This is a genomic window from candidate division WOR-3 bacterium, from assembly GCA_039802205.1.
In the GTDB taxonomy this organism is placed as follows: Bacteria; Hydrothermota; Tepidihabitantia; order SM23-42; family JAOAFX01; genus JAOAFX01.
The window spans coordinates 1-22,245 of the sequence record JBDRWD010000017.1 but is presented as its reverse complement, the minus strand read 5'-3'; the positions used below and the strand labels follow the sequence as shown (position 1 = coordinate 22,245).

Genomic DNA, 22,245 nt, shown 5'->3' with positions numbered 1-22,245 from the left:
GTCCTTTCATTTAAATGTCGCGATCCAGTCACCAATGAAATGGGTTATGACTATAACCACAATCGTGATAAATAAATGTTCTCCTACTATCGTCCAAGGATTGGAATTTTGTTCTTTGCCCATCATAAAACTGAAAAGGCAGATGAGGAAAAGCCCCCATATAACACTGACAATGATTGCTGTAGCAAGAGAAAAGATTAAAACCGGAACAAGGAATGTAAGGGCAAATAAGAATTTAGCAATAAATGTCATTATCGTTGATTCCCATATCTCTTTTGTGGTATGTCTATTTTCGGACTCTTCAGAGATGTGAATACCGAGGGCATCCGAGAAGGCATCGGCTATTGCAATTGTCAGGATACCACCGATAACTACAATTTTTGAATGGGTTCCTGAATGGAGTCCCACCATTAACCCCAGGGTTGTTATTATTCCGGATGTTGAGCCAAAACTAAATCCGGTTTTTAATGAATGTTTAAGCATAAATAGCTCCTTTGTTCGCAAGGCTAAAGCCTTGCCCTACGGAGATTTTGGTTTTATCTGCAAGGCTAAAGCCTTGCCCTACATCACTGGAATATTTCAACATGTAGGACAAACCTTTAGGTTTGCTTAACATCAAACTCAAAAGACCCAAGAAATTCATAACTCTTATAATCATCTACCAATCCCCTTCTCACAGGATTACCCAAAATGTATTTTGCTACGGCGATCGTATCTTCATTTTTACGAAGCACATGTTCATAATATCCAATCTGCCATAATCTTCGCCCTTTTATTTTTCTGTAATAATATGCTGTTATCTGTTTGTATTGACCGATAAATTTTCTAAAATCAGAATTTTCTCTTATCCCCTCTATTAGTATATGTAAATGATCGGGCATAAAGCAATATGCCCAAACTTTGAACCCAAAAGATTCCGATGACCCACGAAGTAATTTTATTAACCAATCCACAATTGATTTTTTTACGAAAATCATGCCTTTATTAGCAGTACACAGCGTAACAAAATACCGATAGGTTCCTTTATAATCAAAATTTTTCAAACGAATACGTTTTTTATATTTGATTTTTGGGGTAGAGTATTCTTTCTTATTTGTCGCAAGGCTAAAGCCTTGCCCTACATGGGGCGAAATCATATCCTATATGTCTATTCCAAACACTTTGCGCATTGCCAAGCCTATCAAAAAGTTTATCGCCGCAACACCAAGGCTTATCCCTGCCATTTCAAGAAATCTATCTCTAAATTTCAATTCTTTAGCAACTGCAACATAGTAATTAAAAATATATATGAGGAGGAATACAGTAATAATTGTGAATCCCAAACACATAACAATATTTCTCAACAGAAAATACGGTAGAACAAGAATTACGATCGTGCCGATATAAGCAAGGCCAGTGTATAAACCTGCTTTCATTGGAACCTTATCCGAAGTCTCTTCCTTGGCTGACAAATAGGAAGAGGCACCCATGGAAAGGGCACCAGCGATACCGGTAATCAAGCCAACAATTCCAACAATCTGTGTTTTCTGAAGTGCCAGAGAAAATCCTACAAGTGCCCCACTTATTTCTACCAGGGCATCATTCAAACCAAGCACGATTGAACTTACATATTTCAGACGTTCCTCTTTTATTAAACTTATTAATTCATTTTCGTGTCTGTTCTCATCCTTGATTATATTATCTATTTCAGATGCGACTTTTTTTATTTCATCATATGTTTGCTGTGCAAGGTCCTCGCCTTTTTCCATAAGTTTTAGTCCAAAATTTATACCAAAAATCCGTGCAACCCCGACATAAAAAAAGATTTTTAATCCATCTGGTTTTAGTTCTTCTCCTGTCAGGGATTTAAAAAATTGATAATGTTTGAGTTCCTCATCAGAAATTTGCATAAGAATCCTTCGGTACTCTTCTTCTTTAACAAAATTAGAAAGCTTTTTGTAGATATAATGCTCGGTTAGTTCTGTTCGCTGGCTATTAATTATTTTTTCTCTAAGCACGCTATCTAATTCAGGCATAGTAATATCCAGTTTGGCATCTAAGGTAGATTATACTGATTCTTTTATGTTTTTCAAGAATAAAGTTTTGTCTCCAATGCTAACCTCTGGTTCTGAAAGAACCATCGGTTTTTGATGAAAGCCTTGCCCTACGGAGATTTTGGTTTTGTCTGCAAGGCTAAAGCCTTGCCCCACACCCCTTTTATTCTTTCAATTCAGATGTGCAATTAGGGCAGCGCACTGCTTTAATGGGAATAGCAGTAAAACAAAATGGGCATTCCTTGGTCGTCGGTGGAGCGGGTGCCTGGGGTTTAGGTGCAGTCCATCGGTTAACCTGCTTAATCATGAGAAATAGCGCAAAGGCAATAATTATAAAATTAATCACCGTATTTAAAAATAGCCCATAATTTATTGTTGGAGCACCGGCTTTTTTTGCCTCTGCCAGACTTGTAAACGGCTGTCCGGAAAGGTTTATGAATAGATTTGAAAAGTCTACTTTATTCAGCAGCAACCCTATAGGCGGCATAATGATATCATTCACCAGCGAGTTTACAATCGCACCAAAGGCACCGCCCATAATAAAACCGACTGCGAGGTCAATAACATTACCCCGCATTGCAAATTTTTTGAATTCAGAAAACATAGAACCTCCTTAGAATTTAAACCACAAAAGGGGAGGTGTTAAACCTCCCCTTTTTTAAAATATAAGTGGATTCTTATTTAATTATCACAAATTCAACCCTGCGATTCTTCGCCATATTCTCAGGTGTAGTATTCGGCACAACTGGTTTGGATTCACCGTATCCCTTGGGAATTAAACGATTCGCATCCAGATTGTGTTTAGTAACGAGATAATCTTTGACTGCGTTTGCCCTATCTTGAGATAGTTTAAGATTGTAACTATCAGAACCTCTGCTATCGGTATGACCCTGAACTTCAATAGTTGTGGTCGCATTCCCTGCAAAGATCTCGGCAATTGTTTTCGCGGCATCGTCAAGGACTGGATACGATTCAGGTTTTATCTCGGACTTTGCCGTTTCAAAATAAATTTCTGGCAATACAATTTTGAATTCTTTCTTCACAAGTGCAATTTCCAGTTCTAATTTTTTGCCCGCTTCTATTGTTACCGTTCTCTCATAAGGTAGATAATTCTCATCGGTGACACTTGCCTTTATCGTATATGTGCCCGCCTTTAATGTCTTGGTCATTGAAGATGTCATCTCTTCTACAACATCACCGATAGTAACCTTCGCAACCATTGGCTGACGGGTTGATAAATCAATTACATTAACTGTCAGTTCACCTTCGGTCGGTACCGGCCTCAATCTCAAACTCAGAGGTATCTTTTCTCCGACACCGACCAGCAATTCAATTGACTCATCATAAAACCCATCAAGTGATGCAACAATGCGATAATTACCGGGTTCAAGTTCCTTTAATTCAAATTGACCAAAGGTATTTGAAGTAATGGATTTAACAAGAGAACCATCACGGTAAAATGCTACATTAGCAACGAGTGGTTCATCTGTCTTATCATTGACAACAGTTCCAGCAATAATTGCCAATTTTGGACCTTCAGGTTTGAAATCAACACAATAAGAGAATCCTGCAATCACTGCCCAGGGTGGTGCAACACCCCAGCCGGTGGTAATATTTGTGCTGTCGGTCAATGCAGTTGGAAATGCGTGGTCATTCAATCCTTCCCAGGCGCGAACATCAACTGCAAGATTCAAACTGAATCTACCAGGTCGGAAACTGATACCCGGGGTATAATAAACCTCATTCGCGCCAAAGATTGCATCATCATCAATAAATGTAAAGAACTGATCTTCACCACAAAAATCAATTCCACCGACTTCAATAAACGGAGTAATTTTACCCAGATCCCAGCTCAATGCCGCGCGATAAATCGTGTAATTATTACGCCAGCCCATTTCATCATCGTTCTTATTTCGGTCAATGTAACCTCCATTCAAATCAAGGGTCATCAGTTTGGACTTAAAAGATACGCCCATTAAAACACCGTAATCTATTGCCCCACTGGAGAAATAACGAAAAACACCACCATCATTACCATAGGCTTCGCCGAAAATCGGGTAGTTTCTCTGTGTAAGACTTGTCCCGCGGTCTGAACCTGTCGGTAATGATAAAACCGGTCCGATTGCCCAGGCAAAGTTTTCTTTACCAAGGCTCAGTTTCAAACCGAGTTTTGTATCACCCCAGCCTAAACTTGCCCGATTGTAATCGGTTGCGGTATAGTTAACACCGTCTCCATGTAATGAAGTCGCAATATTGAATGCCAGGTTATCGGTAATCGCATAACCAAGACCAAAAAACATATCACCACCACCATGGACTGCTTCGCCTGCTGGCTCACCGATAATTGCCACATCCCTTGTTTCGGTGAAGTAGCGTCCGAACCAACCGATATGGAAATGTCCAGCACCGCCATTCCAGGCAGACTCAGTGCGGAATAGCCCGTATGCACCCTGATTATTAGAATAAGCAGTGCACAGAGCAATAACAACGAATAGCGTTATAATGTTGCGTTTCATTTAACCTCCTTCCCCTTTCACTTATAACACTTATTTAATTATAGCCAGTTTTCTTAATATGTCAAATGTGCGTTTATGACTTAAGTGTAATTTTATATTGCTTAAATCTAAGATTATTATCTCGGTTAAAAGAGTCCTAAATCTCTTTTTTTCCTATGAATCTCCGGAAGCAATCTGCGGAATCTTTCTTTTGTTGTTAAAATCCAGTCTTTAAAATGTTCTTCCATTTTTTCTTTGGTCCAGCGATGTTTATTCAAATCCTTTGCATCAAAATAAAATCCATCTTCAACCGCTTTCGCAGTCGTCAAACATACCGGGCAGCGATATAAATCACCTTTTATACGCTGGAAAATATCACAAAAATCTATTGGGCAGTATTTTGAAACGACTGAAGCAAAAGGCTCGCATTTAAAATCAATCAGACCATTAATTGATCTTTCGAGTTTGGTTATCCCATCTTCCAGCAATACCTCTCCCTGTCCTGCACCGTAGATAAAGAAACTATCAACAACCCGGCAACCAAACGCCAGCAAGAAAATATTCATCAGGGGCAACTGGAATTGATTCCAGTCTATGGGCGATGCGACACCGATACTTATTGCGGGCCATTCGGGTTTGTCTTTAATCAATGGATAAAGGCACAAAAATCTATCAAGAAAAATTTTTAATTTACCCGGAATTGTTAATACATAGGTTGGTGCAAATAAGATTAAACCATCAGTATTTATAATCTTTTCGGCAAGTTTATAAAGGTCATCATCAATTTTACATTTTGCGTTCTTAAAAACACAGGACATACATCCCTGACATTGTTTTATCTCAAAATCTTTTAGATATACAAGATTTGGCGTAACTCCTTTTTCTCTTAAATATTTTTCCGAGTACCTTGCGAGTAAGTCACAATTACCATTCTTCCTTTCTGATACAATGATTATTCCAACCTTCATTTTCCCTTCCTTGCAGCATAAAAAATGGATAAAAATAATTCTGCCATAATTTATCTGAAGAACGGTCTTGGTTATCAAAATAAAAATAATCAACAAGCACCTCACGCAATCGTAAAAATTCCTTTAAGCGTCTTTTATTTTTAGGATCGGTAATCGTCAAATCAATAAGTTCGAGCGCCCTTTCTACCGCATTTATACTGCATGCACGATTTTTCTCGCGCCAGCTAACCACCCTATTAACTTCACCACCAATATGTGCCATCTGTTCAATAAAAGCAAACTGAAACCATCTTCCTTGGGCAAGTTCTTTATCCTGGTAGTTCATCTTGCTATCAAGTTATTCACAATCTCAATTATTCTTTTTCTTATCTCCAGATTATCCACGCCCTGCGTTTTTATTACCCTGAAAAGACCGCGAATTCATCAATTTGATTTCGTTAATCCCGACTTTTTCTCGCACAATTAGCATCCAACATCAGGTTTTCGGCTCAATCACCCTGCCAACGAAAAGGATAATACCAGTATTCTTCTCCTGAATTATAAAGATAAACGGATGGTCAGCGCGGAATACCGGAATTATCGGTCCCACCGAAGTAATACCGACAACAGCTCCAGTGGCAGCCGCGGCCTCAGTTCCTTCTTCATTTACATCCACATATGCTTGGTGGACCACTGAACGGATGTATAAATTTTTAGTCCCATCAATCCCGGAAAAATCGCAATGGGGTGCAAAGGCGTTGGGCATGCCTAACTGAGCAAGGTAAGGGGTCAAGAGATAGCGGGTTTTAAAGGTAAATCTTGGCAGATAAACCTCTACTCTTGTGGGAGACAAAAGTTTTTTCAACTCCTCAAACTTTTCGTAGGTCAAATCTTTTTCAATTGAACTCAAATCATTCTTCCGAGGTAATAATATAAACATCGCCAGGTCACTACCATCATAGGGTAGTTCCAACAACTGGAGTTCCTCGGTTTCGGCATAGTTGAATTTTGCTTCCGGGTCAATACGCTTCATCATTGGCACCTTGACCGCTCTGGTCCCGGTAACCCAGAAGTCCTCTTCGGTAGTCAAAGTTTTGTCAAATTCCTTGAGCCATTGACCTCTAAAATATATTGCATTCGTGACGACTAATCGGGACTGCTGATCAATGGTTCCAGGTGGAAAGAGGTCTTTTATCTTTTGATTGGTTTTGCCTTCCACCCATTTGTTTATCAATTGTCGGGTCGGCTCAGGTGCGGCAATAAAATCAACATTCCGGGCATAACCATCATAAAATTTCTGGATTGTCTTCAAATACTTGGGTAAAAATGGATAATCTTTTTGTATCCATAATGCATTGGCAACATGCAATTTATATTTGGCGTTCTTCTTATTGAGCTGTTTATAAAGGGCAAGAAAGGATTCCCGACGCTTCTGGTTATTCAGGGGGAACTTAAAGACTTCGTGCATCTCACCCTGAACCCAGCCCCTTGCCCCTTCAAAGACCATTCCCATTGCCATGGTAATGCTGAAAGGTGAATAAAAAATGTTTTCCACCTCTTTTTCCCTCAACTGTTGATAGAGTTTGAAACAAAATTGATTGTTGCCGTTAACAATCATATTCATATCCGGAGAGGTATCCTGGGAGAGCTTTGCCCTTCCCCCCATACCGGTCAGGAAGAAAACCAATATCAAATCAGTTAAAAGCAATTTCCTGAGCATAACACCTCCTGTGTTTGTTAAAGATTATCCATATTTTAAAAAAGAAGTCAAGGGAAGATTGCCCCATGGTGTTTTCGGAATTTGATTTACCAGTATCTGATGTCTGCAGAAATCTGCTGGGCATTTTTATAAATCATTGTCAAAATAATTTTTTGTCGCCCTTGATTTTCAGTAATAGAAATTTACCCCCAATTTTAAGATATTCCCGGGGGTCTGGAGTTTTATTTTATCTTCACCCAGGAGGTGCATTAAATCCAATCCCCAGGCTAACCAACCAAAGTCGAGTTTTATTCCAATATTTTTCACCGGATAATATTCGGCGGTCCCCTTCGCGCCAATATCCATCACAAGTGAAAATTCCGTAGTATCAATACCAGCACTTTTGAATGTCCACCAGCCAAAGACATCCCTAATTATTAACCCTGGAGAGAAAATTGCCCGATTGGGGATGCGGATTATCCCAAAAGAAACCTCACCCGAAAGAATAATCATATTTAACTTCAGAGTGCTCACGCCTTCTTTAAGTCCTCCATCCCAGTAGGCAAAAAAGAATCCTGCCCGGTTATTACCCGGCGTGGGAAGACCAATCCCCAGCGAGAGATAATCGTTGGTGCCGATCCGTTCACCCCTGAAGGTGTTCTCAAACTTATCATTTAATTCCGCCAATGATGGACTATACCAACCGTATTCAAAACCTACCCATCTTAATCCTTTGGTTTTGGGCTTTGTCATGGGCACTCCCTCCATGCTTACATCTGGAGGCGGACCAGCAAAAATTACGGAAGTACTACATATTAATATGAATATAATTCTCTGAATCCGGAGCATTATCTAACCTCCATCTGCCAGATATTCATCACCCCCTCTTTTTCTTCACCCCTGCAAGCTAAGAAATAGATGTATTTTCCATCCTGCGACCAAACCGGGCAGATATCATCCCCAGGGTGGAAGGTCAACTGTAGCAGGTTGGAGCCGTCAATATTCACTGCCCATAAATTGCTGTTAAGACGGGTCCCCGTGTTTTCCTTTGTGCCTTTATTGGAGGCGAAGACAATTTTTTTCCCATCCGGTGCAATACTGAAATAACCGACCCCCCAATCTTCACCTCCAGTAATCTGGGTTTCCGAGCCGGTTGCAAGATTGAGCATCCAGAGTCCATACCAGCCTTTCTGGGATAGGCGCTTGAAGATAATATTCTTACCATCAGGGGTGAACTTGGGCATCAATCCTTGGACATACTGAGTAAAACTACCAGTGGTGATATCATAAATCCAGATATACTCGGAACCGATCTGTCGTGTCCATTGTTGTGTTTTAGAATCCCAAATAATATTAAAAGAATTAAAAGCAAGCAGATTTCCGTCCGGCGCGAAATCAGGATACTCAGCATTCTGTGGAGTAGAAGTAGTAATGAACCTCACCGCGGAACCCCCTTCCGCTTCTATCAGACAGATTTTCCGTGAACCTTCTTTCCAGACGGAAAAGGCGATCTGTTTTCCATCCGGAGAAAATACCGGTTGGGTCTCCGTTTCAGAACTGAATGTCCGCTGGATTGATGTCTTGCTTCCGGTGCCAAGGGGCCGAACATAAATGTCACCATTACCGCTGCGCCAAGAGATAAATGCAATCTTTGTTCCGTCTTTGCTTAATCCAAATGGGGAATCAGTATCTACCAGGTCTTCGCGGGTGGTTATTTTGGTCAATTTAAGATAACCTTCTTCGCTCGAGGTCGTCAATTTCCAGTACTCAAAATGAACAGGACATCCAGAAAAGAAAAATAAAAGAAAACAAATGGCCATGTGTGAAATTTTTACATCCATTGTTTCCTCTCCTTTTCTAATTTTATTTATAATCCAGAAAAAGTCAACAAGAATTTAATCTGATCCTCTCAATATTTTTTATATCTTATGAAGGGGCGATAAAACTCATGGGCAAGATTTGTAAGGGTAATCAATGATTTGGCGCTGGGATTTTTGTAGGGCAAGCTTTCGCCTTACATAAATAAAAAATGCCAGCCTGAGGTGGTCGGATGGTAACCGGTAAAATGGTAGGCGCAGGCTTCAGCCTGCGGATAAATATTTTTAACTCACCGGGTATTTCGTACCCTGAAGGGTGCGGTAACTCTAATAATCCAGCGCGCATGAAAATGATTTGACAAAAAGTTGAGAGGACTCAGAGATTTAATAACCTTAAAAAATCTTTTCACTATTGCCGAAAGCAAAATTTTGAATATCATTCTTCATGCCGACGTGGAAAACCGTGGGAATACTTTCGGTTTTAGGTGCCAGTATCATGTGGGCATTGGAACCGATTTTTGCCAAGCTATCTTTCCAGACCGCGGATGTTTTGAATACATTTGCTGCCCGCATTTTCTTCGGTTTAACCATTATCACGATTTATACACTGTTAAAAAGTCCCAGAACATTGAAGGTTGGCTCAGAAAAAATCAAATGGCTGATTTATCTCTCTCTTGCCGCAACACTTTTTGCGGATTTCATTTATACCTACGCCTTCACCAAAGTGATGGTGATAAATGCAGTCGTTATTGGCCATATCCAACCTATTTTTATTGTAATTCTCGGATATTTCTTCTTGAAATCTGACCGGCTGACAAAATTCGATTATCTGGGCATCATTTTTATGATAACGGCGGGAATTTTAGTATCAACCAGAACGGTGGAAAACCTGAAGAATTTAAAATTTGGTACTTTCGGCGACCTCCTTGTGCTCTCAGCAACCTTTGCCTGGGCAACGACGGCAATAACCACCAGAAAATATTTAAAAGATCTGCCTGCCCAGGTCATTGCATTTTACCGATTCTTGTTTGCTGGTGTGGGATTCTTTCTTTATCTTATGTTAAACCACGGAATAAAAATCACCAGTATCTATCAAATTTTGTTGGGTTTGGTGATTGGCATCGGCACAATTCTCTATTATGAAGGTTTAAAACGTATCAAAGCCGCCCAGGTTTCCGCCCTGGAACTCTCCACTCCTTTCTTTGCTACTTTTCTGGGATATGTGATTTTAAAAGAACGCTTTACTGCCGAACAATTCCTCGGACTACTATTCTTGCTCGCCGGTATCTATTTCATCTCCAAGAAAGAAGAGGTTTAATTGTTTTTCTGGTTAATCAGCGTATAATTCAGTACTTAAATACCGTTCACCGGTATCGGGTAGGATAACGACTATCATCTTGTTTTTATTTTCCTGCCTTTTTGCTACTTCCAATGCCGCCCAGGTGGCTGCACCTGAGGAGATGCCGCAAAAAATTCCTTCTTCTCTTGCCAGACGCCGGGCGGTTGCAATGGCATCATCATCTGATACCCTGATTATCTCATCGATCAATTCTGGACGAAATATCTCTGGTACAAATCCAGCACCGATGCCCTGGATTTTATGGGGTCCGGCCTGCCCGCCAGAAAGAACTGGCGATGATGCAGGTTCTACCGCAATTGCCTTAAACTCTGGTTTTTTTGATTTGATAACTTCACTTATACCAGTAATTGTGCCCCCTGTTCCTACGCCAGCAACCAAGATATCAACCTTACCATCGGTGTCATTCCATATTTCCAGGGCGGTTGTTTTTCGATGAATCTCAGGGTTGGCTGGATTCTTGAACTGCTGGGGAATGAATGAGTTTGGAATTTCCCTGGATAATTCTTCCGCCTTTCTTACTGCGCCACTCATTCCCTCTGCCTTTGGGGTTAAAACCAGTTCGGCTCCAAGTGCCTTGAGAATCCTTTGTCTTTCAATACTCATATGTTCAGGCATTGTAATAATTAAACGATAACCCTTTGCAGCACAAACAAAGGCAAGACCTATACCAGTATTACCCGAAGTTGGTTCAATTATTACCGTATCTTTGTTAATATACCCTTTCTCTTCAGCATCCTTAATCATTGCATAGCCGATGCGGTCCTTGATACTCGAGAGCGGATTAAAAAACTCAAGTTTGGCAATGACCTCCGCATCAATCCCCCTGGTCATTCTATTCAATCTCACCAATGGTGTATTGCCAATCAACTCAGTTATATCATTAGCAATTTTCATCCCGAGTCTCCAATTATACTGATACCCCACTTATCCTTAACTCTACTGATATACCGATCCTTAGCTATCATTTTATCACTTCAACAATTGTAGAAATAATAAATTAATAATCACGAAACTTGATTCGTTTAACTAATTTTTCCAATTCATCCATAACGGTCAGAACCTTTTCATCCTTTATCCAGTATATCCTCTTTTTCCATTTTACGATATATCTCACCAGATCAATTTGTCTTAATGAGCGGAGAGTCATGGAAACTGTAGACATACTAACACCCAGTGCTGACGCTATCTCCTCAGGTCTCATCATATTATTCCTTAACAAATGTAGAATTTCATAAGCAGTAGGATTGCCTAAGATCCGACATATCCGCGATGCCCGATAATGAACTTCTGGTATTTTCTTTCTTCTTTCCATAATCAATAATACATAAAATCATCATTTTGTCAATTGTAGAAATGATGAAATGAGAATATTCTTTGGCATTGTGGTAAAATCAAGCGATAGTTTGGAACAGATATCCAAAAATCAAAGAAAGCAAGGAGATGGCTATTAGATATACAAAGAGAATTTTGAATCCGAATTTTTTACGCATCACCAGAATTGTTCCATAACTGGTTATCGGACCAACAAGCAACACTGTCATTCCAGCGCCGGATGATAACCCGCGAGTAATAAATGCATCAACCATTGGTGGGCTTGAGGTCGCACAAATATACATCAAAATACCAAAGATGAGGGCAAATAAAAATCCCCAGTAATTACCGAGATAGAGTTTTACAAACCTACCGACCGGGTCTGATGAAGCAACAATCGCCGCAATAACAAGTCCGATTAGTGTCTCTAATCCGATGTCCTTTATCATATCAATAAAGGCAAATTTTAAAACTGATAGAATATGCTGCGATATTGTCTTATTTGTCTCGTTTTCACAACAATGACATCGTGATTCTGCACTATTATTCACCCCAGAAACCGAAAATAGATTGCCAATCAACCCCATTACAATACCCATGATGATAACCGCAGCAAAAATATACATTGCAAACTTCAATCCAAGCACAGACCAGGTTACTAAGACAGCAGAAATAGAGGTTCCAGGCGTTGCCACTAAAAATGCTAAGATTGGACCTAACCTTGCGCCCTTCTTCTGAAAACTCACTGCCAGAGGCAATGAACCCCAGCAACAGATTGGTAAGATTGAACCAATGAGCGTCGCAAGCAGAATTGGTTTTACTCCGTCACCCCCAAGATATCTTTCCACCCATTCTTCCGGCACAAATTCATTGACAATACCACTCAAAAGAAAACCAATGACCAATGGAGGACCAACTTCAATGAGATAATGGAATAAAGCCTCAAAAAATCCCGGTGTCTCAGGACAGCATTGGTTAAAGATAAGATTTATACCCCAGGTCATGCTTTTTCCAATTTTCCATAATTCTGCAGGGCGTCGTAGAATGCCTTCCAGAATGGGTCGACTTTGGGATGTTCAAGGGGCTTTTCTTTCCCTTCTTCTATTAAAACCATCCCATATTTTTTATCAATTAGCTCACCAACAATAGAAGCCCTTATCCCTTTTTCTTTTAAGGTTTCTATCACTTTTTCTGCCTTATGTTCACGGCAGGTGATGATCAACGTCCCTTCACTGATTGACTTATAGGGATCAATTCCAAAAAAGTTACAGATTTCTTTTACACAATCCTCAATCACAATCTTTTCTTTCTCTATCCGAACGCCAAGATTTGCCGCCTGGGCTATTTCATAGAGACCACCCCATACCCCGCATTCAGTAGCATCATGCATTGCTGAAATACCATTATCACGGACACCCACTTTTACAGAAGTCATAGCATCTTCAACGACTGACATTTTATAAAATAGATTTTCGGCTCTTTTCGCAAATGTTTCGCCAAATTCTTTTTTCAGTAAATTCGGAAACATCGTAGCAAATATACCACTTGCCTCAATTGCTGGACCTTTAGTAATGATTATCTTGTCGCCTTTGCGGCAAAATTTTGGTGAAACATACTTATCTAAATCACCAACAGCCAATACTGTAGCACCGCCAACCATTGGATAGAAACAATTATAATAACGGGCAGTGTGACCGCAGACAATCGCCATCCCCATCTTTTTACATTCTTCATCTATCGTTGTCCAGATTGTAGTAAGTTCATCTTCCGTCATCGACAGTGGCAGGTTCAAATCGATTGTTAGATAGGTCGGGGGCAGACCAGAAGTTACTACATCTGACGCAAGGATGTGTATCGCAAACCAGGCCGCCCTTTTAAATCCATATTCAGGCACGATAAAGACCGGATCCGAGGTCATCGCCACTGCCTTTGTTCCGATCTCAACAATCCCCACATCCACTCCATGCTGAGGACCAACAAGAATATGTTTATTTTCTGCTCCTAAATGGGGATAGATCAGTTCATTAAATACTTCCGCCGATATCTTACCAATCTCTGGTAGTTTTGCCATTTAGCCTCCTCATTTCTATGATACTAAAATATTTAACATAACATTTAATTCCCGTCCGGGCAAGGGAACACCCTGAAAATCTTCATATCTTTTATCTAAAAGATTGTCAATAATAAAACGAGAATCCAACCCAATCTTTTTGGAAATTCTAAATTTTTTGTTTAGAGCGGTATTGAACAGGAATCGGGTATCATTCTCATCATAATATTGCCACACCAGATTGAAGTCAAGTATTGATAGAGTAGTAATGGTTAAGTAGCTATTAATCTTCGGAATCTGTAAGGCATACTTTGATACATACTCCCCTGGTAAGTCTTTGGTTATATAAATATAACACATTCCGGTCTTCAGTCTTAGCCAGGGGTTGGGATTCAAATTTACCGCTGATTCAAGACCACTGAACCTTGTTTTACCTATATTCATCACCTGCCATAAAGTTTCATTAGATTTCTTCACCCAATCAATATCATCCTCGGTCAAACGATTGAAAAGCGTAATCTGAATAGATGTGCTTTTATTCTGAAGGTCGGCACCGAACTCATACTCAATACCCGATTCCGGTTTGAGCAATGAATCGCCTTTGTTTGCTGGATCTCGATAATAGAGTTCAGTGAATGAAGGCACCCGAAATGAACTGCCCAAAGCAGTCCTCAATTTTAGTGATGGAAGAATTCTGTAGCATAAACTCAAATGGGGATTTATGGAATTCTCAATTTGTCGGTAGTAATCATCACGGATGCCAGAAATCAAAATTATTCTATCTTTTAATAATTTATTTTCAATCTGGAGAAAGAATGCAGTTCTTTGTTGTTTTCGCTGTCCGAGTCTTGTGCTATTTAATGAATCAATAGATAATTCAGCCCCTATTGCGATAATACCCACCCTTCTGGTATCAAGAGTTCCAATAATCTGTCCACCATAGGTAAAAGTTTGATGGTGATTGGCATAAAATGATGGGTTGTTTCGGTCAAGAACAAATGTGTCAATGTGGGTGCGAAATGATAGGTCAGTGTTAAGGATAAAATTGGGCGAAACAATCCATTGGCTATTCAGACTAACAAAGATTGCCTTATTCGCCTCCCAGGAAGGATAGGGTGCATAAAAGTTTTTTGCGCCGAATATCTTATTTAAATAGCCGATTGAGAAATCATTTTTAATATTCCTGCCAATGGGTATATTTACTTTACTAAAAAGATTATGTATTTGATACTCATAACCAGGTTCATAGCCCGCAGATGATTTGTTTTCAAAATCTATGTAGAAACTTTTATTACCTATACTGGCACCAAGATTATGATAGGAGAAACTGCCAATCCCTAATCGCCCATTAATCTGCCCAGACTTTTTGGTAATGATATTTATTACACCACCACAGGCATCAGAGCCATAGAGTGAAGAGGCGGTGCCCTTGAGAATCTCTATCCTTTCAATCTCGCTTAAGGGCACAGGGATATTTAAATTATGATGGCCGGTCTGGGGGTCATTGACCCTAACACCATCAATCATCACTAAAACCTGCTGGAATGTTGCACCCCTGATACTTGGGTCGGCCTGAATATTATCGCCCCTTATTTTTATGTCAATTCCGGCGATTCCATCAAGTAATTCAACAAGCGAGGTGTGTTTTATTATTTCTGTAGAATCAATAATCGTGACTGTCCTTGTGATTTCCATAATATTTTGGGGATACCGCGTGGCAATAACGACTAATGGCTCAATCTCGTAAACTTCCTGTGCAAAACATAGAACAAGGATATCTAAAAGGGTTATTGCCATTGTTTTACGGATAGATAACATTGCCATATTACTCCTTTCCTTTTTATTCTGATTCTTCCCAACCTTCCAACCCTTCTTTAAATAAAAATAGCGCGATTATTAAAGGGAATAGGACATATGATATCCTTTTATGTTGATTCAGACGCCAGATCAAAACTAAGCCCGATAATGATTCAACTATGCTATCAAGACCAAATCCAACCAAAGCGATGGAATTTGCAATCCTTCCAAATGTGATTGAGACAATGGCTTCAATGACATTATAACCAACGGTAAAATATTCAAGATGTAGCCCTTTTTTATATAGTCGTTCCATAATTAGTTATATTTGTTTTTGCTTCACCGCTATCATATTTGTGCCAGCGCCTGGTCTATGTCCTCAATTAAATCATCACAATTTTCAATGCCAACTGACATACGAATTAGTGTATCAGCAATGCCGGTTGTATCAAGAATTGTATCATAGACCATTTTAATATGCACCATCCTGGATATATTTAAGTCCAAGTTTCATTGAAAGTTCAGCCTTTATTAGTTCCTTTCCAAGATAAGCGGCGTGAGAGAGTTGATTAACCCAGCCATTTTCAATAATCGTCTTATAGGTACTTGCCGCATCTTTGCCTTCAATCACCCGCAATAACTCATTTCTATTAGAATAATGTTCTACAACTATAATCCCTTTTTGTGCCTGTGGAATAATTACAAAATAACCGGCTTTGTCCATCTTTACTTTTTTTGTCTCTTTTGCCTGGATAATTGGCGCCGCAACTGTCCTGGTAAATTTACTTCTGCCGGTTATTTCTTTTAATGAAAGAGAACCGAGCTCTTTGATTTTCTCAACGATTAGACTTGCATCTTCGCAGCCGATCATATCTACAACTTGAACTTGTTCCCTGAATGCACTTATTTCTTCCCTGGTTAGATTTCTAAATATTGGCAGTCGGCCAGGAGAGCCAACAACTTTCATTCTTTCATCAACACCGTTTTTGGCTAAGGCAAGGAATGTCTTGCCACTATAATGACCCTCTGGATCTTTGCCGATCAAGAGGAGAAGTGGTTGATTATGTTCTTTGGATTGTTGCCTGCAATATTCTGCATTGAGCATAACCAGAAATACAAGTATAAATTTACAACTCTTTATCATATTTTAAATCTCAAAATTTCCTGAGGCAGCATCGGCGTTGCTAAAATCAATTCTTTGCCGCCAACATTGACCCAGGTTGGCATTTCTTTTTTATAATCGCTGTAAGTGAGGCAGAGTCGGGCCGCAATTTTAACATCATCTTCGTTTTTGTGTTTATAAAGAAGTGTTATTGGTCCAACAAAATCCTTAACCTCAAGTGCAATATAGGCGTTATTTCTTGCGTAGTTTGTTAATATGGTATTTTCTGACTCATTCCTTCCCACGATTACCTTTGCACCACTGGGCAGGCGGAAGTGGCGGCCGTATCTCAAAAGCATAATATCTTCAAAAGAATCTTCATTGTGCTCAAATGCCTCTTTTAATCTTCGGGCAAAATTCGGGTCGGTTAAGCGACAACCACCAGCAGGACAGGAATAGTCAGAGATATTCTTCTCTTTTGCAAGTGAAATCTGGGGCTTTCGTGAGCGACCACTGATATTGAGCAATTTTTCACGATTTACAATCCCTGCTATCTCAGGAATCGTTAGTTCAAAAAATTTTGCACTCAAAGGTCTCAATAACCTTCCTTTAAGTCCGGATTCTTTTTCAATTATCTCCATCGCCCTTAAATTCTGAGACATTGGTCTCTCGCCGAGCACTTCACCGGTGAAGACAAAATCCGCTTGCATTTCTTCCATATATTCTCGCGCCTTTGAAAACATATAAATCCTGCAATCAATACAGGGATTCATATTCTTGCCATAGCCATACTTGGGATTTTTTACCAGGTTAATATATTCTTCTTTAAGACCGATAATCTTTAATTCAATACCTAATTTTTCGGCAACCTTTTTTGCCTCATTCTGACAACCCTTTTTTGTGCAGGTGCAGAAAGGGGTAACAAAATTTAAAGCAATAACTTCTATCCCTTGCTCAATCATCAGTTTTACCGCAAGGGTTGAATCAAGACCACCAGAGAGTAAACCGATTGCCTTAGCCATATTTAGGGAATTTTTTGCAAATGTCAGCAAGGGTATGGTCTCTAAAGAATTTTTCTATTGTTCTCTTTAATTTCAGCCAGTATGGTCGTGCTGGACAGTTTCTACTTCTCGGACAGGATTTTGACTTTTTATCCGCAACACAGAATACCGGGGCAAGGGTTTCTCCTACTGCAGACATTATATCTATTAACTTTATCGCCGAAGGCCTCTTTGTAAGTTCATATCCACCACCGGGTCCCTTCTTTGTCCTGAGAAGTCCTGCCTTATTCAATCTATAAAAAATCTGCTCTAAATATTTCTCGGTTATCTCCTCGCTACAGGCAACCTCTCTAAGGTTAACTGTCCTCTTGCCGAACCGACATCCCAAATAAGCCATTGCCCTTACCGCATATCTGGTTTTAGTTGTTAACTTCATAGCATAATAGTATATCAAAAAAGTAGGGTTTTGTCAAGGTTTAATTTTCCTCTCCCCAAACCAGGAATATACGACCGGAACGATGAACCAGGTTATCATATGAACAACCATACCACCGAAACTCGGTATTGCCATTGGTAGCATTATTTCTTTGCCGGTACTGCCAAAGATAAAGATTGGTAGTAAAGCCAGAAAGGTTGTAGTAACGGTCATAAATGCAGGTCTGAAACGTGCCTTACCAGCCTCAACCGTCGCTTCAATGACTTCGCTTTTTGTCTTTGGTTTTCTCCGGGCAAAGACCTGGTCCAAGTATGTAGTAATCAAGATTGCATCATCATCGGCAATGCCAAAGACTGCAATGAATCCAACCCAGACTTAAGAAATCTGTTGACCGTTTACCGAGTCTACATCTTTATTCCAGGTTTCATGCATCTGGTTGATATATTTTTCGGGTCCTTGAGAAACTGCTTGTCACACCCCGGACAGCAGAAATAGTATCTTTTTCCCTGATAATCAACGAACCTTGTATGCTGGGTGATCTTAAACTTTTCACCAGTGACAGGACAGATGACCTCTTTACCAATCATTGAGGCATCAACTTTTTCTTTATTGACTCCAGCACAGGAGATTAAAACTGTGCTCATCATTAAAAAGAGCAAAAAAGGAAATGAAAATCTATTAAAAATTGCTTGTTTCATTCTGACCTCCATCATAAATACTGACGATGATAAATTGAAAGAGTTACGAAGATTTTTCACGATTTAGGTAATTGACCATAAGACTATACCCAATGAGCATATTGGCGACTATGTCATCAAACTATGAATTTGCTGGAGTTAATTTAGTAAGAATTTTATATTTGTAGTGGTCAACCTTGCCTGCTATTAGTTTCGTTAATTAAAAAATTTTGTGATTGCTTGAGTCCTCTCCGCTTTTTGTCAAATTAATTTTATGCGCGCTGGATTATTAGAGGTAACCGCACCTTCAGGGTGCGAAATACCCTAAGATTTAAAAACATTTATCCGCAGGCTAAAGCCTGCGCCTACCATTTTACCGGTTATTCCCTCGGGTTGGCATTTTTTATTTATGCAAGGCGAAAGCCTTGCCCTACAAAAGTATCCAACGCTAAATTATTGATTACCCTTACAAATCTTGCCCATGAGTTTCATCGTCCCTTCATAAAGATATAAAAAATAGAGAGGACTCAGTGTGATTGCCCCTTGACAATTCTCAAAAAGTTATTATACTTAAATTAGAATTATAAATGAAGTCCTCTCCCTTGAAGGGAGAGGATAAAGGTGAGGGTGAAAGGAGGTAAAGATGCTACGCGCTATCTATCGGACTATTGAGTATTCTCTTTGCTCAAGGTTCATATACCCTATCCTCTGACCTCTCTCAATTTGAATTTTCGATTGAGAATGAGTTTGATAGGGTAAGAGGAATAGCGATGTCCGCCCCAACGGACATGTACACATCCGAATTTCTGTTTAGATATACTCCTGTAAAACAACTATTGTGGCAACTTCAAAGAACAGAAACATTCAAGGTTAACCTGAACGATGCCTTTGCTGTTGATGTCGTGCCTGGGCTAGTTTATGCTGTCGGTGATAGTGGATATATCATCAAACACGACCCTGTTAGTAATAACTGGATTCGGCTAAATTCCCCGAGTACAGTGAATTTGATGGGTGTTTTCTTCTTAAATGCACTGGAAGGATGAGTTTGTGGTGAAAATGGTGTTATTCTTCACACTAATGATGGCGGAAATACTTTTGAATTCCAATATCCACCAACAACATTGTGTATCTCTGATATTCAATTCTTAGATAACCAAAACGGTTATGCCTTAGTTTGGCTAACAGCGAATAACACTGGCACCCTCTTATTTACGACCAACGGCGGCGTTTCTTGGTATTCTCGCGAGATCCCGAACCTACCGTCGCCTCCTGGACCAGACTATAAATTCGTCTTGTCCGACTTGGAGTTTGTCTCTCAAAGTGAAGGGTGGGTCACAGGATATATCTGGTTAGATCCACAATCTTCAAAAGATGGTGAGGAATTCGTATGGGATAGATTTCCCCCTGGCATTATTTATCATACTACTGATGGCGGTATTTCCTGGACCAACCAAACTCCTTCTGCTGATTATGGTTATTCTGAGATTTGCTTTGTAAATAGCGAAACTGGCTGGGTTGTCTCACATACTTCGTATGCGTGGCAATCACAAGCCTTATTTTACACTACAAATGGAGGTGATAGTTGGTCAATTCAATTTCTCTGGGAAGGTCCTATCATTGATGTCTGCTTTGATAATGCAAATGAAGGCTGGTTATTAGTTCTTAGGAGTTACTACACGAGTAATTATCATCCGGCAGTGCTAAGAACAACTAACGGCGGTTCAAATTGGCTTGATGATATGAACTTCAAGTGCCATAGTTTTAAAGTCAATCAGATTACTACTTCTCCTAATTTTGGTTGGGTAGTCGGAGACAACGGTTTGATAATGAGTCGTAGGTTCATGGTTTGGAACATAGAAACTTGGGGTGGTCTTACTCTCTGCGATGTCAGTTTTGTAGATGCACAGAATGGTTGGCTTCACGGTGACCATGGTATGATTTTGAGAACCACGAATTGCGGGACCATTTGGGGATATCAGTATATCAATGAATTAGAAGCGCAGATTATTGGTAGAGGAATTGATTTCATTGATAATCAGAGAGGCTGGACCTGTGGCTACACTTTAGCAGGGACCGGAAGTGGCGTTATTGCCTATTCCTCTAATAGTGGCAACACTTGGGATTATATCTCCCGCCTTCCTTGGCAAGCATTAGTTGATTTGGACTTTGTAAATCAAAACGAAGGTTGGGCGGTTACTCAAGGGTGGTACAACCATTCCACCGGTGCGATATTGCATTCATCCGATGGTGGGTATACTTGGGAAGTTCAACTACAGAGCATATCCTTCTCTCGAGTAAGATTCTTTGACCAAAACTATGGTTGGGCAGTGGAACCTCCTTTAGGTGTGTGGTTCACAGCCGATGGTGGGGAAACTTGGTCTTTGAGACCCCTTGCAAGAGCTTGGATTGATGTCTGCCCATTATCTCCAGATTCAGCCTGGATAGTTGGAGTAGAACCAGTAACCAGAAATCCAAAAGTCGGGTTTACTACTGACCAAGGGTTAACCTGGGATGTTAAGGCGCTGGATTATCCCGGACATGGCGGAAGGGCAATTGAATTCATCGACCCAACATTCGGCTGGATAGTAGGGCAAAATGGATTAATCCTTGGCACAGTTGATGCAGGAAATTCTTGGTTTCAAGAAGACGGTGGCATTGAAACAGACCTCTTGGAAGTCTGTTTCCCTGACCCCTATCACGGATATGCGGTAGGTGATAGAGGGACAGTTCTCTATCGGTATCTGCCTTATAATCTATCATCATCGCCATTATCCACAGCCTATGAAGCAGCCAAGATTGCATATCCCACAGCACAACCAAACTTCTGGACAGTATATCAAAGTGCTGGTAGGATATTTGCCTCCCTCTATACCGCGACCAACGCTATTCATCGTCGGATGCTTGGAGAAGGTGAAAATCCTTGTCTTGCAATGAATGATATTGGTAACCCCTGTGTAATCTGGCAACGGAATATTGAACCGACACCACAGGTTGCTGGCGGTGAGTTGTGGTTTTCAAGGTATGATGGGACGAACTGGAGCGAACCATACCTACTTGCCTCTTTTACCGGTCCATTCAATCTTGATGTCAATCCACCCAGTTTCATAATTGACCCTTTAACGAATATCGGTTATATGGTCTTTGAATGGCGCGACCGGTTTATGAATGGACCAACTTCCCATCTCTGTCTCGGATGGTTTGAGATTAATAACCCTGCAAATGTTCAATTCAGTGAGTTAGAGTCTGCCATTGCTCCAATTCGCTGTGGGTTTCCATCAATCAGTCAGGGTGGCAATTATCTCTATATTGCATTCCAGCGTGAAGACAAAATCTTCAGGATAAAATGGGATATTGTGAATCATCAGGTTGTTGATAGAAGTCAGGTTTCACAAGATGGAAGATTCGCACACCATCCCTTTGTTGATGTTCACCCCAATGGACTGATAAACTATGTTTACGAAGACTCAACCGTGAATAATATTGAAATATATAGGGCATACGAGTTGAACGATGTGATTTA

At 40.1% G+C, this 22,245-nt stretch carries 24 protein-coding genes and 1 pseudogene; 3 read left to right on the top strand and 22 right to left on the bottom strand.

Features of this window, described 5'->3' with window-relative positions; translation table 11 throughout:
• Positions 1-6: 6 nt before the first annotated feature.
• The 10 genes from ABIL39_05420 to ABIL39_05375 form a co-directional block, all read right to left on the bottom strand.
• The gene (locus ABIL39_05420) at positions 7-483 is read right to left on the bottom strand and encodes a VIT1/CCC1 transporter family protein (protein ID MEO0165559.1); all 477 of its coding nucleotides are present in this window, start codon (positions 481-483) and stop codon (positions 7-9) included.
• 116 nt (positions 484-599) lie between these two features.
• Positions 600-1,136, bottom strand: a complete 537-nt coding sequence (locus ABIL39_05415) for a transposase (GenBank protein ID MEO0165558.1) — start codon at positions 1,134-1,136, stop codon at positions 600-602.
• A 3-nt stretch (positions 1,137-1,139) separates the two neighbouring features.
• Positions 1,140-2,015 carry a VIT1/CCC1 transporter family protein gene (locus tag ABIL39_05410; protein ID MEO0165557.1) on the bottom strand — a complete coding sequence of 292 codons (876 nt, stop codon included), beginning with the start codon at positions 2,013-2,015 and terminating at the stop codon, positions 1,140-1,142.
• Positions 2,016-2,196: 181 nt separating this feature from the next.
• Entirely contained in the window at positions 2,197-2,637 is a 441-nt protein-coding gene (mscL, locus tag ABIL39_05405; GenBank protein MEO0165556.1) for a large conductance mechanosensitive channel protein MscL, read from the bottom strand.
• Positions 2,638-2,710: 73 nt separating this feature from the next.
• Entirely contained in the window at positions 2,711-4,549 is a 1,839-nt protein-coding gene (locus tag ABIL39_05400) for an OmpA family protein (protein MEO0165555.1), read from the bottom strand.
• A gap of 125 nt (positions 4,550-4,674) precedes the next feature.
• The gene (locus ABIL39_05395) at positions 4,675-5,496 is read right to left on the bottom strand and encodes a flavodoxin family protein (protein MEO0165554.1); all 822 of its coding nucleotides are present in this window, start codon (positions 5,494-5,496) and stop codon (positions 4,675-4,677) included.
• A complete protein-coding gene (locus ABIL39_05390; GenBank protein MEO0165553.1) occupies positions 5,453-5,821 on the bottom strand; it encodes a hypothetical protein in 369 nt (122 codons plus the stop codon). The genes ABIL39_05395 and ABIL39_05390 overlap by 44 nt, the downstream gene beginning before the upstream one ends.
• 150 nt (positions 5,822-5,971) lie before the next feature.
• A complete protein-coding gene (locus tag ABIL39_05385; protein MEO0165552.1) occupies positions 5,972-7,195 on the bottom strand; it encodes a serpin family protein in 1,224 nt (407 codons plus the stop codon).
• Positions 7,196-7,363: 168 nt separating this feature from the next.
• On the bottom strand, positions 7,364-7,927 hold the full coding sequence (locus tag ABIL39_05380; GenBank protein ID MEO0165551.1) for a hypothetical protein: 564 nt from the start codon (positions 7,925-7,927) through the stop codon (positions 7,364-7,366).
• Positions 7,928-8,022: 95 nt separating this feature from the next.
• The gene (locus ABIL39_05375) at positions 8,023-9,015 is read right to left on the bottom strand and encodes a hypothetical protein (GenBank protein MEO0165550.1); all 993 of its coding nucleotides are present in this window, start codon (positions 9,013-9,015) and stop codon (positions 8,023-8,025) included.
• A 421-nt stretch (positions 9,016-9,436) separates the two neighbouring features.
• Between ABIL39_05375 and ABIL39_05370 the strand changes: the two genes are divergently transcribed.
• Complete coding sequence (locus tag ABIL39_05370; GenBank protein ID MEO0165549.1) at positions 9,437-10,309, top strand: DMT family transporter; 873 nt, start codon at positions 9,437-9,439, stop codon at positions 10,307-10,309.
• A 12-nt stretch (positions 10,310-10,321) separates the two neighbouring features.
• Here the strand turns inward: ABIL39_05370 and cysK are convergent, their stop codons facing one another.
• From cysK to ABIL39_05310, 12 genes and pseudogenes are all read right to left on the bottom strand, one after another.
• Entirely contained in the window at positions 10,322-11,245 is a 924-nt protein-coding gene (gene cysK / locus ABIL39_05365; GenBank protein MEO0165548.1) for a cysteine synthase A, read from the bottom strand.
• Between the two features lie 103 nt (positions 11,246-11,348).
• On the bottom strand, positions 11,349-11,663 hold the full coding sequence (locus ABIL39_05360) for an ArsR family transcriptional regulator (GenBank protein ID MEO0165547.1): 315 nt from the start codon (positions 11,661-11,663) through the stop codon (positions 11,349-11,351).
• Positions 11,664-11,742: 79 nt separating this feature from the next.
• Entirely contained in the window at positions 11,743-12,666 is a 924-nt protein-coding gene (locus ABIL39_05355; GenBank protein ID MEO0165546.1) for a permease, read from the bottom strand.
• Positions 12,663-13,733: an AIR synthase family protein gene (locus tag ABIL39_05350; GenBank protein MEO0165545.1), complete on the bottom strand. Its 1,071-nt coding sequence runs from the start codon at positions 13,731-13,733 to the stop codon at positions 12,663-12,665. Before ABIL39_05350 ends, ABIL39_05355 begins: the two co-directional genes overlap by 4 nt.
• A gap of 15 nt (positions 13,734-13,748) precedes the next feature.
• Positions 13,749-15,536 carry a TonB-dependent receptor gene (locus ABIL39_05345; protein ID MEO0165544.1) on the bottom strand — a complete coding sequence of 596 codons (1,788 nt, stop codon included), beginning with the start codon at positions 15,534-15,536 and terminating at the stop codon, positions 13,749-13,751.
• Positions 15,537-15,552: 16 nt separating this feature from the next.
• Positions 15,553-15,825 (bottom strand): hypothetical protein, encoded by a 273-nt coding sequence (locus tag ABIL39_05340; protein ID MEO0165543.1) that lies wholly within the window; start codon positions 15,823-15,825, stop codon positions 15,553-15,555.
• 32 nt (positions 15,826-15,857) lie between these two features.
• Positions 15,858-15,953, bottom strand: a pseudogene (locus ABIL39_05335) (PLP-dependent transferase).
• Between the two features lie 28 nt (positions 15,954-15,981).
• Positions 15,982-16,614, bottom strand: coding sequence for a DUF4346 domain-containing protein (locus ABIL39_05330; protein ID MEO0165542.1), 633 nt, complete (start codon positions 16,612-16,614; stop codon positions 15,982-15,984).
• Between the two features lie 35 nt (positions 16,615-16,649).
• Entirely contained in the window at positions 16,650-17,633 is a 984-nt protein-coding gene (locus ABIL39_05325) for a 7-cyano-7-deazaguanine synthase (protein MEO0165541.1), read from the bottom strand.
• Positions 17,626-18,048 (bottom strand): Rrf2 family transcriptional regulator, encoded by a 423-nt coding sequence (locus ABIL39_05320; GenBank protein ID MEO0165540.1) that lies wholly within the window; start codon positions 18,046-18,048, stop codon positions 17,626-17,628. Before ABIL39_05320 ends, ABIL39_05325 begins: the two co-directional genes overlap by 8 nt.
• Positions 18,049-18,081: 33 nt before the next feature.
• Positions 18,082-18,408 carry an efflux RND transporter permease subunit gene (locus ABIL39_05315; GenBank protein ID MEO0165539.1) on the bottom strand — a complete coding sequence of 109 codons (327 nt, stop codon included), beginning with the start codon at positions 18,406-18,408 and terminating at the stop codon, positions 18,082-18,084.
• 44 nt (positions 18,409-18,452) lie between these two features.
• On the bottom strand, positions 18,453-18,746 hold the full coding sequence (locus ABIL39_05310) for a YHS domain-containing protein (protein ID MEO0165538.1): 294 nt from the start codon (positions 18,744-18,746) through the stop codon (positions 18,453-18,455).
• A 749-nt stretch (positions 18,747-19,495) separates the two neighbouring features.
• Here ABIL39_05310 and ABIL39_05305 point away from each other — a divergent pair.
• Entirely contained in the window at positions 19,496-19,768 is a 273-nt protein-coding gene (locus ABIL39_05305) for a hypothetical protein (GenBank protein MEO0165537.1), read from the top strand.
• Between the two features lie 249 nt (positions 19,769-20,017).
• On the top strand, positions 20,018-22,245 hold a 2,228-nt coding region (locus ABIL39_05300), incomplete at its 3' end, for a hypothetical protein (protein ID MEO0165536.1).